Below are 15,310 nucleotides of genomic sequence, written 5' to 3'. Positions count from 1 at the left end.
TCAGTACCCTGCCTTCTGTCGCTGGCGGCGGATATGCGCGGGCATTTCCGCATAGACGCCCTCGAAGATGTCGCGCACCGACGGCTTGCCGCCGGCATGCAGCGTGCCGTGGGCCTCCGCCTGCTTCTGCGCCTGGATCACCTCGTCGAGGATTTCCGCTTCCGCCTGGGCGTGGCGCTCCTCCGACCAGACGCCGCGCACGATCAGGTGCTTTTTCAGCCGCAGCACGGGGTCGCCGAGCGGCCAGGCCTCGGATTCGGTCTTCGGCCGGTAGGCGCTCGGATCGTCCGAGGTCGAGTGCGCCCCGACGCGGTAGGTGACGTACTCGATCAGCGTCGGGCCGAGATTGCGGCGGGCCCGGGCGGCTGCCCATTTGGCGACGGCATGGACGGCCAGATAGTCGTTGCCGTCGACGCGCAGGGCCGGAATGCCGAAGCCGAGGCCGCGGGCGGCAAAGGTGCCGGAGCCGCCGCGGGCGATGCCCTGGAAGGTGGAGATCGCCCACTGGTTGTTGACGATGTTGAGAATGACCGGCGCCTTGTAGGTCGAGGCGAAGACAAGCGCCGAATGGAAGTCGGATTCGGCGGTCGAGCCGTCGCCGATCCAGGCGGCGGCAATTTTCGTGTCGTTCTTGATCGCCGACGCCATGGCCCAGCCGACCGCCTGCACGTATTGCGTCGCGAGGTTGCCGGAAATCGTAAAGAAGCCGTGCTCCTTCGACGAGTACATGATCGGCAGCTGCCGGCCGCGCAACGGATCGGCCTCGTTCGAGTAGATCTGGTTCATCATCTCGACCATCGGATAATCGTCGGCGATCAGAAGGCCCGCCTGCCGATAGGTGGGAAAGTTCATGTCGCCTTTGTTCAGCGCCTTGCGGAAGGCACAGCTGACCGCTTCCTCGCCGAGGTGTTGCATGTAGAACGAGGTCTTGCCCTGCCGCTGCGCCATCAGCATGCGCGCATCGAAGGCGCGCAGCTTCATCATGTTGCGCAGCCCGGTCATAAGCTCCTCGTCAGAGAGCAGCCCGGCCCAGGGGCCGACCGCCTCGCCGTCACGGTTGAGCACGCGGATGATCGAATAGGCGAGATCGCGGATTTCTTCCGGCGCCACGTCGACGTCCGGCCGCGGCACCGATCCGGCCTTTGGAATCTTGACGTTGGAGAAATCCGGCTGGCCGCCGGGCCGGACGGCCGGTTCTGGCACATGCAAGCTCAAATGCTGGACATCGGTCATGCCGTATGAAACCTCCCTTGCCAGCCGCAGCTCCCTTCCCTCTCGTGGAAGGCGCGGCCATCACTATCCTACAAATTGCGCGCGATGACGATGCGCTGGACGTCGCTCGTGCCCTCGTAGATCTGGCAGATGCGGACGTCGCGATAGATGCGCTCGACCGGATAGTCCGCCATGTAGCCGTAGCCCCCGTGAATCTGGATCGCGTCCGAGCAGACCTTCTCGGCCATCTCGGAGGCGAACAGCTTGGCCATCGACGCCTCCGTCAGGCAGGGCTGCCCCTCCTCCTTCAGTTGCGCCGCATGCAACACCATCTGGCGGGCCACCTCGATCTGCGTCGCCATGTCGGCAAGCCGGAAGGCGACGGCCTGGTGGTCTATGATGGGCGTGCCGAAGGCGCTGCGCTCGCGGGCATAGTCGCGCGCTGCCTCGAAGGCGGCGCGGGCCATGCCGACCGACTGGGCGGCGATGCCGATGCGCCCGCCCTCGAGGTTCGACAGCGCGATCCGATAACCCTCGCCCTCCGCGCCGAGCCGGAGGTCGGCGGGGATGCGCATGCCGTTGAATGCAATCTGGCAGGTGTCCGACGAGTGCAGGCCGAGCTTGTGCTCGACCCGCACGACCTCATAGCCCGGCGTGTCGGTCGGGACGATGAAGGCGGAGATCCCCTTCTTGCCGGCGTCGGGGTCGGTGACCGCGAAAACGATGATGACGTTGCCGTTCTTGCCCGAGGTGATGAACTGCTTGGCGCCGTCGATGAGGTAGTGGTCGCCGTCGCGCCGCGCCCGGGTCTTCAGGTTTGAGGCGTCCGAGCCGGCCTGCGGCTCGGTCAGCGCAAAGCCGCCGATCCACTCGCCGGAGGCCAGCTTCGGCAGGAAGCGCTGCTTCTGCTCTTCTGTCCCGTACTTGAGGATCGGCACGCAGCCGACCGAGCTGTGGACGCTCATGATCGTCGAGCACGGCCCGTCGCCGGCGGCGATCTCCTCGAGCGCAACGGCGTATGCGATCGTCCCGGTTTCCGAGCCGCCATAGGCCTCCGGCACCAGCATGCCGAGGAAGCCGAGCTCGCCCATCTCTTTCAGTTCCTGGCGCGGGAAGAGGCTGTTCAGGTCGCGTTCGGCCGCGCCCGGCGCCAGCCGCTCGCGGGCGAAATCGCGGGCCATGTCGCGGATCTGGATCTGCTGCTCGTTCAGGATCATGGGTCGGTCTCCTTCCCAGCCCGTTCAGTGCAGTTCGACCGCGAGCGCCGTCGCCTCGCCGCCGCCGATGCACAGGCTCGCCATGCCGCGCTTCATGCCGTAGCGCTCGAGCGCCGACAGCAGCGTGACGAGGACGCGGGCGCCCGACGCACCGATCGGGTGGCCGAGCGCGCAGGCGCCGCCGTGGACGTTCACCTTGTCGTGCGGCAGGTCGAGGTCGCGCATCGCCGCCATGGCGACGACGGCAAAGGCCTCGTTGATCTCGAACAGGTCGACATCCTTGAGGTTCCAGCCGGTGCGCTCGCTCAGCTTCCGCAGCGCGCCGATCGGCGCGGTCGCAAACAGATTGGGCGCCTGCGAATGGGTGGCGTGGCCGACGATGGTCGCCAGCGGATCGATACCTTCGCGCTCGGCCTGCGAGCGCCGCATCAGCACCAGCGCGGCAGCCCCGTCCGAGATCGAGGACGAATTCGCCGCCGTCACGGTGCCGTTGTCGCGAAAGGCCGGCTTCAGCGTCGGGATCTTGTCGAGCTTTGCCTTGCCCGGCTGTTCGTCGCGGCTGACGATCATTTCGGAGCGTCCCGCCTTCACCGTGACGGGGATGATCTCCGCGTCGAATGCGCCCGTCTCGATCGCCCTCTGGGCGCGCGTCAGGGAGGTGACGGCATAATCGTCCTGGGCGGGGCGGGTGAACTGGTAGGCCTCGGCGCAGTCCTCGGCAAAGCTGCCCATCAGCCGCCCCTTGTCATAGGCGTCCTCCAACCCGTCGAGGAACATGTGGTCGATGACCTTGCCGTGGCCGAGCCGATAACCGCCACGGGCACGGTCGAGCAGATAGGGCGCGTTCGTCATGCTCTCCATGCCGCCAGCGACGGCGATCGAAGCGCTGCCGGCGGCGATCAGGTCGTGCGCGAGCATCACCGCCTTCATGCCGGAGCCGCACATCTTGTTGACGGTCGTCGCCCCCGTGGCGAAGGGCAGGCCGGCAGCGATCGCCGCCTGGCGGGCCGGCGCCTGACCCTGTCCAGCCGGCAGGACGCAGCCGAAGACCACCTCTTCCACCGTTTCGGGGCTGACGCCGCTGCGATCAAGCGCGGCACGAATGGCAGCTGCGCCGAGGTCCGGGGCGGCGGCGTTCTTCAGGTCGCCCTGGAACCCGCCGATCGGGGTGCGGGCCGAGCCAACGATGACGATCGGATCCTGCTGCGTCATTTCAAACCTCCGAAATCCCTGTCTCAGCGCGGCGCCATCCGCAGCGCGCCGTCGAGGCGGATGACTTCGCCATTCAGCATGATATTTTCGCAGATGTGCCGGACCAGTGCGGCGAACTCCGCCGGCTTGCCGAGGCGTGGCGGGAAGGGCACGCTCCTGCCGAGCGCCTCCTGCACCTCCTGCGGCATGCCGGCCATCATCGGCGTCTCGAAGATGCCGGGCGCGATGGTGACGACGCGGATGCCCGAGCGCGCCAGTTCGCGGGCGATCGGCAGCGTCATCGCCGCAACCCCGCCCTTGGACGCCGCATAGGCCGCCTGGCCGATCTGGCCGTCGAAGGCGGCGATCGAGGCGGTGTTGACGATCACGCCGCGTTCGCCTTCGGCCCCGGGCTCCTCCCTGGCGATGGCGGCCGCGGCAAGCCGGATCATGTTGAAGGTGCCGACAAGATTTATCGCGACCGTGCGGGCAAAGTTTTCCAGCTTGTGAGGACCGTCGCGACCGATCACCTTCTCGCCCGGCGCGATGCCGGCGCAGTTCACCAGCCCGTGCAGGTGGCCGAAGCGCTCGAGCGCCAGATCGACGGCGGCCTGCGCGTCCTTTTCCTGGGTGACGTCAGTGCGCGTAAAGGCGGCACAGGCTCCGAGCTCACCGACGATGCTGGCGCCCGCTGCCGTGTTGACGTCCGCGATCAGGACATTTGCCCCCTCGCCTGCCAGCATGCGGGCGACCGCGGCCCCGAGGCCAGAGCCGCCACCGGTGACGAGAAAGGTCTTGTCACGGATCAGCATTCGGGTCCTCCCGCAGCCGACTTGCGTCCGGCATGGCGGATTCGATGCGTCATGCAGTCCTCCCAGCGGCGCATTCGCTCGACAGGAGCGATCTGCCCCGGTCCATCTTGCCCGACTGTATGCCGGTGCGGTATTGCAAGCGATGACCGAAGCGTCACGATTTCTCGGCCATTTTTACCATATTCCGCAGGACATGACGATGACGGAAACCGGGCGGCGGATGATATCGCCCTCCTTCGTGGAGGAGGCGCTCGACTGCCTGAGGCGGCACGGCAAGGCACCCGACCAGCTACTCGCGAGACTCGGCCTGCCCGCCGTAATCGACGCGCCGATCTCGGCCGAGAGCTACGGCGCGCTGTGGCTTGCGATCGCCGCCGAGATCGACGACGAATTCTTCGGGATGGGCGGCCGGCCGATGCGGCGCGGCAGTTTCACGCTGCTGTGCCACTGCATCCTGCACGCCAGGACGCTGGAACAGGCGCTGCGTCGGGCCTTGCGGTTCCTCGACGTCGTGCTCGAAGATCCGAGCGGGCGGCTGGAGATTGCCGACGGGCTGGCGCAGATCGTGCTTTCGGACCGGAGCAAGGCGCGCTCCGCCTTTGCCTACCGCATGTACTGGATCCTGCTGCACGGCATCACCTGCTGGCTGGTCGGCCGGCGGATCCCGATCCGCATGGTCGATTTCCGCTGTGCCGAGCCGCGGCAAGGCGCGGACTATCGCCTCTTCTTCGGCGCGCCGGTTCGCTTCTCGCAGCCGGCGAGCCGGCTGGCCTTCGATGCGGCGGTCCTGAAGCTGCCGGTTGCCCGGAACGAGCAGGCGCTGAAGCACTTCCTGCGCGGGGCGCCGGCCAACATCCTTGTGCGCTACCGCTACGACGCAGGACTGGCGGCGAGCGTCCGCAAACGGCTGCGGCAGGTTCCGCCCGCGTCATGGGCCGGCTTCGAGGAGCTTGCAGCGCAGATGCGCATGTCGCCGTCGACGCTGCGGCATCGCCTGCAGGCCGAGGGCCAGAGTTTTGCCGGCATCAAGGACGAAATTCGCCGCGACCTTGCGATCGAGATGCTGCAGACCAGTTCGCTCTGCGTCGGCGAAATCGCGGCCCAACTCGGCTTTTCCGAACCCAGCGCCTTTCACCGCGCGTTTCGCAAGTGGACCGCAAAGACGCCGGCAGCCTTTCGCCGCGAAACGACGATCGACAAGCCGCGCTCCGCTGCGGTCGGGAAAAATCGGCAGTGATGCCGGTTCGCCGGAGGGACTAAGTCCAGTGTCGGTCACCGCGGGCATTGCCTTGGGCCTCCGAAGCCCTTCAGATCCGGCAGCCCTGTCCGCGGGCGGGCGATCAGTCGTTGAGCGCGATGGTCGCACGCCCTGCCGTCAAGTCGGTGATCATCCGGACGATCGTCGCGGCCTCCGCCTCGGGCAGAGCGACGACCAGTTCGGCGCCGGTGGCTGTGAAGGCCTCTGCCTCGATCCGGACACCGGCCGATGCCGCGAGCCGCGACTTGACCAGGGCATGGTCGGAGAAGGCGCAGGTCACGCGCGCCTCGACCCGGGCGACGAGCTCCGTCTTGGCCATCGCCCGCAGGCACATGGCCGCCGTTCCGCCATAGGCGCGGATCAGGCCGCCGCTGCCGAGCAGGATGCCGCCAAACCAGCGGGTGACGACAACGGCGACCCCGTCCAACTGTTGACCGTCGATCGCCTGCAGGATCGGCTTGCCGGCCGTCCCGCTCGGCTCACCGTCATCGCTGAAGCGATAGACCTGGCCGAGGCGCCAGGCGAAGCAGTTGTGATTGGCGCCGGGGTCGGAATGGGCGGCGATGAACTCCCTGGCGGCCTGTTCGCTCTCGACCGGCCCGGCGGTCGCAACGAAACGGCTCTTCTTGATGTCCTGTTCGAAGGTGTCGGTGGTCTGGAGGGTGAACATGCTCAGCCGGTGCTGCGAACGATAGGGCGCCTCGGGCCGCGAATCGGGGGAGGCAGTGTTGCGACGACGCGCCGGTCTTTTCGCAGAAGATGGCATCGCGTGCCAGCCCTTGCCTCTTACGGTTCATTCGATGTCGCGAATAAATGCGCCCGAGCCCGTGGCTGGGAATAGCTTTTCCTTCCATACAAGCCTTGCAATCCGACCTTGCAAAATCGTCTGGCCGCTGGAATACCAACGACCGGAAGACGGGAGCGTTTGGCCGACCGGCCGGCGAGGCTTGCCGCGCAGCATCGACAGCGAGAGTGGAACCGATGAAGAACTATGTATTGACCGTTTCGTGCAAATCGACCCGCGGCATCGTTGCCGCGATTACGACCTACCTCGCCGATAAGGGCTGCTATATCGTCGACAGCTCGCAGTTCGACGATGTCGAGACCGGTCTGTTCTTCATGCGCCTGACCTTCATCAGCCAGGAGGGCGCCACGGAAGCCGCGATCCGCGACGGTTTCCAGCCGGTGGCCAAGGCCTTCGACATGACCTGGGAGGTCCACGATTCGCAGGAGCGCATGAAGGTGCTGCTGATGGTGTCGCGCTTCGGGCACTGCCTCAACGACCTGCTCTACCGCTGGAAGATCGGCGCGCTGCCGATCGACATCGTCGGCGTTGTGTCCAACCACTTCGACTACCAGAAGGTCGTCGTCAACCACGACATCCCCTTCCACCACATCAAGGTGACGAAGGAGAACAAGCCGCAGGCCGAGGCCCGGCTGATGGAAGTGGTCGAGCAGTCCGGCGCCGAACTGATCGTGCTCGCCCGCTATATGCAGGTGCTGTCCGACGCCGTGTGCAAGAAGATGTCGGGCCGGATCATCAACATTCACCACTCGTTCCTGCCGTCCTTCAAGGGCGCCAACCCATACAAGCAGGCGTTCGAGCGCGGGGTGAAGCTGATCGGCGCCACCGCCCACTACGTCACCGAGGATCTCGACGAGGGCCCGATCATCGAGCAGGACGTCGCCCGCATCACCCACGCCCAGAGCGCCGACGACTATGTCTCGATCGGCCGCGACGTGGAGAGCCAGGTGCTGGCGCGCGCCGTGCACGCGCATATCCATCACCGTTGCTTCCTCAACGGCAACCGCACCATCGTCTTCCCGCCGAGCCCCGGCTCCTACAAGTCCGAGCGCATGGGCTGAGCGACGAGCCTCGAGCTCTCAACGCAAGAGGCCGGCGGAGATTTCCGCCGGCCTCTTGCGTTGTTGCGTTCCCGGTCTCAGAGTCCAAAGGCGTCCTTGAACTGGTACCACCAGGACCCGATCGTCGAGTACTGCGCGCGGAACATGCGCCCGCCGGGGAAAGGAATCCACGGCAGCTTCTCGAACTGGCTGAACCGGCTGGCGTCGCCGTGGATCGCCTCGCTCAGGATCTTGCCGAACAGGTGCGAGCCGGTGACGCCGTGGCCGCTGTAGCCGTGGGCGAAGTAGGTGTTCTTGCCGATCTTGCCCATCTGCGGCACGCGCGAGAACGAAAGCGCGAAATTGCCGCTCCAGGCATAGTCGATCTTCACGCCCTTCAGCGACGGGAAGACCTTCTCCATGTTGGGGCGGATCTTCGCCCGCACGTCGGCCGGATCGGTGCCGCCGTAAACGGTGCCGCCGCCGAAGATCATCCGCTTGTCCGCCGAAAGGCGGAAATAATCGAGGATGTAGCGCACGTCCTCCACGCACATGTCGGACGGGATCAGCGCGTCGGCGCGATCGCCGAGCGGCTCGGTCGCGATCATCTGCGTCGACACCGGCATCACGCGCGAGACGAGTTTCGGCACGACATGGCCGAGATAGGCGTTGCCGCAGAGTACGGCGACATTGGCGGTCACGCGACCGTTGGCAGTGTGGATGACCGGCTTTTCCGCCTCGTGCTCGACCCTTGTCACCGGCGACTGCTCGTAGACGACGCCACCGAGCGATTCCAGCGCCTTTGCCTCGCCGAGCACGAGGTTCAGCGGGTGCATGTGCCCGCCGGTCGTGTCCAGCATGCCGCCGACATAGGCATCGGTGTTGACGAGCTTGCGCATCGCCTCCTTGTCGAGCAACTGGTGATCATCCATACCATAGCTCTGCCACAGCGCCTTCTTGTGCTCCAGTTCGCGCATATGAGCGGCGGTGTAGGCGGCGTAGATGTTGCCGTCCTTCAGGTCGCAGCCGATGCCGTACTGGCTGACGATGCGGCGGATGATCTTGCCGCCTTCCTGCACGAGGCTGCCGACGAAGGCGCCGGCGGCGTCGCCATAGCGGCGCTTGATCGTGTCGAGGCTGGCGTTGAGGCCATTGACGATCTGGCCGCCGTTGCGCCCGGAGGCGCCCCAGCCGATGCCTGCACCCTCGACGACGACGACCTTGTAGCCCTTTTCGGCAAGGTGGATTGCGGTCGACAGGCCGGAATAGCCGGCGCCGAGCACCGCCACGTCCGCCCGCACCTCGCCCTCGAGGACCTTGGGCGTGCGGATGATGTTGCGGGAGGCGGCGTAGTAGCTGTCGGGGTAGGCGCCGTCGCCGGCATAGGATTGGGTGTTATTGGCCATCAGACGATTTCCAGATAAGCGCTGAACTCAAAGTCGGTCACCTGCTCGGCGAAGCCGGCGATCTCCTGCCGCTTGCAGGCGATCAGCATCGAGCGGAAGTCGGGATCGAAGATCTCCGAGACGATCGAACCGTTCTCGAAGGCGGTGACGGCAGAGCCCCATTCGCTGGGAATGCGTGGTGCCCGCGTCTGATAGGCGCTGCCCGTGACCGGCGCCGGCGGCTCCCACTTGTTGCGGATGCCCATCAGGGCTGCGCCGAGGATGCCGGCCATGACGAGATAGGGGTTGGCGTCGGCGCCAGCGACCCGGTGCTCGATGCGGCGCGCCGCGGGGTTGCCGCCCGGGATGCGGATCGCCGCGGTGCGGTTCTCGTAGCCCCAAGTGATCGACGTCGGCGCATGGGTGTCGGGACGCAGTCGCCGGTAGGAATTGTAGTGCGGCGCAAACAACAGCGTCGTCTCCGCCATACCCCGCGTCAGCCCAGCCACCGCGTGGCGCAGGATGTCGGACCCCTGCTCGGTACCGTCGTCGAAAACGTTGCGGCCATCCTCGTCGACGAGGCTGAAGTGCACATGCATGCCGCTGCCCGAGCGCAGGCCGTAGGGCTTGGCCATGAAGGTGGCGGCAAAGCCGTGCTTGCGGGCGATGCCCTTGATGATGCGCTTGAAGAACAAAGCGTCGTCGGCCGCCTTCAACGGATCGTCCGAATGCACCAGATTGATCTCGAACTGGCCGATGCCGTTCTCGGCGACGGCCGAGTCAGCCGGCACGTTCTGGCGCTCGCATTCGGCATAGACGTCGGAGAAGAACTGGCCGAAGTCGTCGAGTTCGTCGATCGACAGGATCGCGTCGGAATCGAGGCGCTTGCCGGTATAGGGCGAGATCGGCGGCTCGGCATGGTCCGGCTCGGAATCGATCAGGTAGAATTCCAATTCCGAGGCGACCACCGGCCGCAACCCCAGTTCGTGGTACTGGCGGACGATGTTCGCCAGCGCCTGGCGCGGATCGGCGAGGAACGGCTCGCCGTCTTCCTTGAACAGCCAGAGCGGAACGACCGCGCTCGGCTTCAGCGTCCAACTGACCGGCAGCGCGCCGCGGCCCGTCGGGCTGCAGACGCCGTCCTGGTCGCCGCTGGTGAAAACCTGCGACGAACCGACGATGTCCTCGCCCCAGACGTCGACGCCGACGATCGAAAGCGGCATGCGGATGCCGCCCTCAAGCACCTTTTTTGCCTGGTTCACCGGCACGCGTTTGCCGCGCAGGATGCCGTTCAGGTCGCACACGACCGCCTGGATGCTCTCCACCGACTCCGCCTTGATGAGCCAGTCGTTCCCCTCAGATTCATGCATTGATTTTTCCATATCACATATTGATTTTTGTGATCACATTTTTAATATATGCACGCTTTCTTGTTGTCGGTCAAGCTGGTAAGACCCGCACAAGAAGGGCGCGACCGAAACCGGTCGTGTCCTTTTGCGGGTCAGGAGGGGACGTTGGGCGCTTTGAAGCTGCAGCCGCTGGTGCGGCCGGACGGGATGACCACGCATGAATACGCGCACCGGCGGCTTCGCCAGGCGATCATGGTCGGCTCCATCCGCCCGGGAGAGGCCCTGACCATCCGCGGCATCGCGGAAGCGATGGAAAGCAGCCCCACGCCGGTGCGCGAGGCGTTGCGGCGCCTGTCTTCGGAAGGGGCGCTGAAAGTGCTCGACAACCGGCGCATCATGGTGCCGAGGATGACCGCCGACCGCTTCGGCGAACTGATTGCCCTGCGCACCGTGCTTGAGCAACATGCCGCCCGACGCGCCGTCGACCATATCACGGAGAAGCAGATCGATCGGCTGGTGGAGATCGACAAGGCGCAGGACGAGGCGATCGCGCGCAAGGACAGCGCCACCACGCTCCTGCTGCTGAACCAGGAATTCCATCGCACGCTCTACACCGCCAATCCGGACCAGATCATCATGCCGATGGTGGAGAGCGTCTGGCTGCAGCTCGGCCCGTTTCTCGGCATCGCCATGGAATACGTGGAGCAGCTCTATTTCGTCGACCGCCATCAGGAGGCGATCGCAGCACTGCGCAAGCGTGACGGGGATGCCGTCGCCGCCGCCATCGGTGCGGACATCCGCGAAGGCATCGGTGGCTTCGAGCGCGGGGCGATCGAGAACCTTTTGCGGCTCGCAGGGCAGTAATTCTGCGTGAAGCCGGGCCGATGACGTCAGGCGCGTTTTGGTTTGGCTGGCATTGCGCGTCCTGCCATGATCCCCTCGGCCAAGGCGAGCGGGTCGCCGCGGCCTGCAGCGAAAAGGATCGATGGCCATGCCCTATCCATTGTTCGATCTCACCGGCCGAAGAGCCCTGATCACCGGCTCGGGACAAGGCATCGGGTTTGCGATCGCCGAGGGTCTCGCCGCCCACGGCGCCAGCGTGCTGCTGAACGGCCGGTCGGCCGAAAAACTGGCGGGCGCTGTCAAGGTCCTGCGTGACAAGGGCTATCCGGCGCAGGCCGCGCCCTTCGACGTCACGGACGGTGCGGCCGCAGCACAGATGGTCGCGGTGATCGAGGCGGAGACCGGCCCGATCGACATCCTCGTCAACAATGCCGGCATACAGTTTCGCGCCCCGCTCGAGAACTTCCCCGTCGAGAAGTGGGACGAGCTGTTGCGCACCAACGTCTCCAGCGTTTTCCACGTCTCCCGGGCCGTCGCCCGTCACATGATCGGGCGCGGACGCGGCAAGATCATCAACATCGCCTCCGCGCAGAGCGAACTGGCGCGTCCCGGCATCGCCCCCTATACCGCGACCAAGGGGGCGGTGCGAAATCTCACCCGCGGCATGTGCGCCGACTGGGCGCGGCACGGCCTGCAGGTCAACGCCATCGCGCCGGGCTATTTTCGCACACCGTTGAACCAGGCGCTGGTCGACGATCCGCAGTTTACCGCCTGGCTGGAGAAGCGGACGCCGGCGGGGCGCTGGGGCGAGGTCGGAGAACTGGTCGGCGCCGCGGTCTTCCTCGCCTCCGACGCCTCCTCCTTCGTCAACGGCCATACGCTCTATGTCGACGGCGGGATCACCACCTCGCTGTAGCCGACGCATCGCGCTTAGGGTGCCTTGCGTCCGTGCCCGCCCGCGTGCATTGATCGCTGCAACGGGGAGAGAATTGAGGCGGAACACATGAAGACGGATGTCATCGTTCTGGGCGCGGGCGTCGTCGGCATTTCGACGGCGATCCATCTGGCGCGGCGGGGAAAATCGGTGGTGCTGGTTGACCGGCGCGGGCCGGCGGAGGAGACGTCCTACGGCAATGCCGGCCTGATCCAGCGCGAGGGCGTCTATCCTTACGGCTTTCCGCACGATTTCGGCGCGCTGTTCCGCTACGCGCTGAACAACACCATCGATGCGCATTATCACCTCGCGGCCCTGCCGGGGCTGGTGCCGTTTCTCGCCCGCTACTGGTGGCATTCCGGCTTCCGGCAGCACCAGAACATCGCCCACATGTACGCGCCGCTGATCGAGCACTCGATCAGCGAGCACGCCGACCTGATCGACGCCTCCGGCGCCGGCGCGCTGATCCGCAAGGACGGTTGGATGAAGGTGTTCCGCACCGAAAAGGCGCGCGATGCGGCCTACGCAGAGGCCGAGCAGTGGTCGGCGAAATTCGGGGTCAATCACCAGAAGTTCACGGCCGCCGAGATGAAGCAGGTCGAACCCGACATCCGCGCGGACCTGACCGGCGGCCTGCGCTGGACCGATCCCTGGTCGATCCTCGATCCGGGCGCGCTGCTGAAGGCCTACGTGAACTATTTCCAGTCGCTCGGCGGCACGGTGGCTGCGGGTGACGCCGCGACGATCGAGCATGTGCTGGAGGGCGAGGGCTGGCGGATCGCCACCCCGGAGGGGCCGCTCGAAGCCCGCGACGTCGTCGTCGCGCTCGGCCCCTGGGCCGACACCGTGACGCGCAAGCTCGGCTACCATTTCCCGCTGGCCGTCAAGCGCGGTTACCACATGCACTATGGCGCTGCCGAGGGCGCGAAGCTGAACAACTGGGTGCTGGATGCCGAGCGCGGATACTTCCTCGCGCCGATGAACCGCGGCATTCGGCTGACGACCGGCGCCGAGTTCGCCCGGCGCGACGCCCGCAAGACGCCGGTGCAATTGCGTCGGGCCGAGAAGGTGGCGCGCGAATTCTTCCCGCTCGCCGAGCGCCGCGACGACGAGCCGTGGATAGGGTCGCGCCCCTGCACGCCCGACATGATGCCGATCATCGGCAAGGCGCCGCGCCACGCCGGCCTGTGGTTCGCCTTCGGCCATGCCCATCACGGCATGACGCTCGGCCCGATCACCGGCCGCGTGCTGGCAGAAAAAATGCTTGGCGAGCGCCCGGTCCTCAACATCGGTCCGTACCGGCCGGAGCGGTTTTTGGCCTGAAGAGAGCCAATCCTCCGCCGTCATGCCGGACTTGATCTGATCGGGTCCGGGATGACGAAAGAAAGCGGCGGCGCTTACTGCATGTTTCCTCAAATCGTTCCGATTGAGGATAAAAACATGCAGCAATTCAGAGCGCTACATCGACCTTTGCGCGTCTTATAAGACGCGCGGCGCTGTAGTCTAGCGGCTGATCCGCGTCGACAGGATGATCGAGGAGAGCGTGCGCTCAACGCCCTCGATCGCGCCGATCCGGTCGATCAGATGATCCAGTTCGGCAATCGAAGCCGCCGCGACGATAGCAATGAGGTCGAAGGTACCGGAAACGGAGTGAAGCGCGCGCACCTCGGTGATGGCGTGCAGTTCGGTCGTGATCCGCGTCAGCGTTTTTGGGGCGATGGTGATCAGCACGTGCGCCTTTACCATGCCGCCCTCGTATTCGTCCGAAAGCCGCACGCCGTAACCGGTGATCACCCCTTCGCGTTCCAGCCGCTCGATCTTCGCCTGCACGGTCGTGCGCGACAGACCCAGCCTTCGCGCGATCGTCGCGGTCTGCTCGCGGGCGTTTTCGCTGAGGATCGCGAGCAGCTCGCGGTCCTTGATGCCTAGCGTCGAAATGCTCATTTTGGCCGTCATTTTGCCGATACAGATGGTGCAATATGCCAAATCCGAAGCTGTAAATCGACAAAAATCGACGGCAAGATCCGGAGGTCAGTTTATCGCCTTATAGGGGAAGCATCCATGAAAGACATCGTCGTCATCGGCGCGGGCAAGATCGGCTCCACCATTGCGCGGTTGCTCGCGCATAGCGGGGACTACAACGTTACCGTCGCCGACCGCTCCGCCGAACAACTCGCTGCCATCGAAGCGCACAAGGCCGTCTCCACCGCCGTCGTCGACATTGCCGACAGCAAGGCGCTCGTCGAGCTTCTGAAGGGCAAGTTTGCCGTTCTGAGCGCTGCGCCCTATCACCTGACCGTCGCGATCGCCGAGGCCGCCGCAGCCGCCGGCATCCATTATCTCGACCTGACCGAAGACGTCGAATCCACCCGCGCCGTCAAGCGCATCGCCGCCAACGCCCAGACCGCCTTCATCCCGCAGTGCGGCCTGGCGCCAGGCTTTATCTCGATCTGCGCCAACGATCTCGCCAGCCGCTTCGACACGCTCGAAAGCGTGCGCATGCGCGTCGGCGCGCTGCCGCAATATCCGTCGAACGCGCTCAACTACAACCTCACCTGGAGCACCGACGGCGTCATCAACGAATACATCGAGCCCTGCGAGGCGATCGTCGAAGGCTCGCTGATCGAGGTCCCGGCTCTCGAAGAGCGCGAAGAATTCTCGCTCGACGGCGTCACCTACGAAGCCTTCAACACCTCCGGCGGCCTCGGCACGCTGTGCGAGACGCTGGAAGGCAAGGTACGGACGCTGAACTACAAGACCATCCGCTATCCCGGCCACGCCGCGATCATGAAGGCGCTGTTGAACGACCTCGGCCTGCGCCATCGCCGCGAAGTGCTGAAGGACATCTTCGAGAACGCCCTGCCGACCACGACCCAGGACGTCGTGATCATCTTCGTCACCGTCTCGGGCCGCAAGGACGGCCGCCTGATCCAGGAAACCTACGCCAACAAGGTCTACAGCGCCGTCATCGCCGGCCGCATGCACTCGGCGATCCAGATCACCACCGCCGGCTCGATCTGCGCCGTGCTCGACATGCTGGCCGACGGCTCGCTGCGCGCCAAGGGCTTCGTCAAGCAGGAAGAAATCGGCCTCGACGCCTTCCTCGCCAACCGTTTCGGCCACTACTACGCCCAGGACCAGCACGGCGCCCGCGCCGCGAGCTGAGTTCCAGGCATCACCGCTAGCGCCCAGCTTCAAAGTATAATGGTGCGCTGCCGTGTTTCTTTCCCCCACGCAAAAGAAATTTTGCGTGGGTTTTTTATA

The 15,310-nt window shown here is 65.5% G+C and carries 14 protein-coding genes; 6 read left to right on the top strand and 8 right to left on the bottom strand.

The features are described from left to right. From JNC62_RS05275 to JNC62_RS05260, 4 genes are all read right to left on the bottom strand, one after another. Nucleotides 1-1,233 (bottom strand): 3-methyl-2-oxobutanoate dehydrogenase (2-methylpropanoyl-transferring) subunit alpha, encoded by a 1,233-nt coding sequence (locus tag JNC62_RS05275; protein WP_374836643.1) that lies wholly within the window; start codon nt 1,231-1,233, stop codon nt 1-3. A 68-nt stretch (nt 1,234-1,301) separates the two neighbouring features. Next, nucleotides 1,302-2,429 (bottom strand): acyl-CoA dehydrogenase family protein, encoded by a 1,128-nt coding sequence (locus JNC62_RS05270; RefSeq protein WP_374836641.1) that lies wholly within the window; start codon nt 2,427-2,429, stop codon nt 1,302-1,304. Nucleotides 2,430-2,453: 24 nt separating this feature from the next. Beyond that, a complete protein-coding gene (locus JNC62_RS05265; RefSeq protein ID WP_374836639.1) occupies nt 2,454-3,641 on the bottom strand; it encodes an acetyl-CoA C-acyltransferase in 1,188 nt (395 codons plus the stop codon). Nucleotides 3,642-3,664: 23 nt separating this feature from the next. Further along, nucleotides 3,665-4,432, bottom strand: coding sequence for a 3-hydroxyacyl-CoA dehydrogenase (locus JNC62_RS05260; protein ID WP_374836637.1), 768 nt, complete (start codon nt 4,430-4,432; stop codon nt 3,665-3,667). 199 nt (nt 4,433-4,631) lie between these two features. Here JNC62_RS05260 and JNC62_RS05255 point away from each other — a divergent pair, with 199 nt between their 5' ends. Continuing rightward, nucleotides 4,632-5,669 carry an AraC family transcriptional regulator gene (locus tag JNC62_RS05255; protein WP_374836635.1) on the top strand — a complete coding sequence of 346 codons (1,038 nt, stop codon included), beginning with the start codon at nt 4,632-4,634 and terminating at the stop codon, nt 5,667-5,669. A gap of 103 nt (nt 5,670-5,772) precedes the next feature. On the opposite strand, the gene JNC62_RS05250 is transcribed toward JNC62_RS05255, so the two are convergent. Further along, entirely contained in the window at nt 5,773-6,360 is a 588-nt protein-coding gene (locus JNC62_RS05250; protein WP_374836633.1) for an IMPACT family protein, read from the bottom strand. Nucleotides 6,361-6,671: 311 nt separating this feature from the next. Between JNC62_RS05250 and purU the strand changes: the two genes are divergently transcribed. Continuing rightward, nucleotides 6,672-7,556 carry a formyltetrahydrofolate deformylase gene (purU, locus tag JNC62_RS05245; RefSeq protein ID WP_374836631.1) on the top strand — a complete coding sequence of 295 codons (885 nt, stop codon included), beginning with the start codon at nt 6,672-6,674 and terminating at the stop codon, nt 7,554-7,556. Nucleotides 7,557-7,633: 77 nt separating this feature from the next. Here purU and JNC62_RS05240 read toward each other — a convergent pair whose 3' ends face one another. Beyond that, entirely contained in the window at nt 7,634-8,941 is a 1,308-nt protein-coding gene (locus JNC62_RS05240) for an NAD(P)/FAD-dependent oxidoreductase (RefSeq protein ID WP_374836630.1), read from the bottom strand. After that, on the bottom strand, nt 8,941-10,290 hold the full coding sequence (locus JNC62_RS05235) for a glutamine synthetase family protein (protein ID WP_374836628.1): 1,350 nt from the start codon (nt 10,288-10,290) through the stop codon (nt 8,941-8,943). The genes JNC62_RS05240 and JNC62_RS05235 overlap by 1 nt, the downstream gene beginning before the upstream one ends. Nucleotides 10,291-10,434: 144 nt before the next feature. Here JNC62_RS05235 and JNC62_RS05230 point away from each other — a divergent pair, with 144 nt between their 5' ends. From JNC62_RS05230 to JNC62_RS05220, 3 genes are all read left to right on the top strand, one after another. Beyond that, the gene (locus JNC62_RS05230) at nt 10,435-11,133 is read left to right on the top strand and encodes a GntR family transcriptional regulator (protein ID WP_374836626.1); all 699 of its coding nucleotides are present in this window, start codon (nt 10,435-10,437) and stop codon (nt 11,131-11,133) included. A gap of 127 nt (nt 11,134-11,260) precedes the next feature. Continuing rightward, nucleotides 11,261-12,028 carry an SDR family oxidoreductase gene (locus JNC62_RS05225; RefSeq protein ID WP_374836624.1) on the top strand — a complete coding sequence of 256 codons (768 nt, stop codon included), beginning with the start codon at nt 11,261-11,263 and terminating at the stop codon, nt 12,026-12,028. Between the two features lie 87 nt (nt 12,029-12,115). Next, nucleotides 12,116-13,369 (top strand): NAD(P)/FAD-dependent oxidoreductase, encoded by a 1,254-nt coding sequence (locus JNC62_RS05220; RefSeq protein WP_374836622.1) that lies wholly within the window; start codon nt 12,116-12,118, stop codon nt 13,367-13,369. A gap of 180 nt (nt 13,370-13,549) precedes the next feature. Here the strand turns inward: JNC62_RS05220 and JNC62_RS05215 are convergent, their stop codons facing one another. Beyond that, nucleotides 13,550-13,990: an Lrp/AsnC family transcriptional regulator gene (locus JNC62_RS05215; RefSeq protein ID WP_374836620.1), complete on the bottom strand. Its 441-nt coding sequence runs from the start codon at nt 13,988-13,990 to the stop codon at nt 13,550-13,552. Nucleotides 13,991-14,092: 102 nt separating this feature from the next. Here JNC62_RS05215 and JNC62_RS05210 point away from each other — a divergent pair, with 102 nt between their 5' ends. Then, nucleotides 14,093-15,211, top strand: a complete 1,119-nt coding sequence (locus JNC62_RS05210; RefSeq protein WP_374836927.1) for a saccharopine dehydrogenase family protein — start codon at nt 14,093-14,095, stop codon at nt 15,209-15,211. The last annotated feature ends 99 nt before the right edge of the window (nt 15,212-15,310 follow it).

Source organism: Mycoplana ramosa (genome assembly GCF_041930185.1).
Lineage (GTDB): Bacteria > Pseudomonadota > Alphaproteobacteria > Rhizobiales > Rhizobiaceae > Mycoplana > Mycoplana ramosa.
Note: the sequence above shows the minus strand (reverse complement) of the source record. Positions and strands in the feature narration are given on the sequence as shown.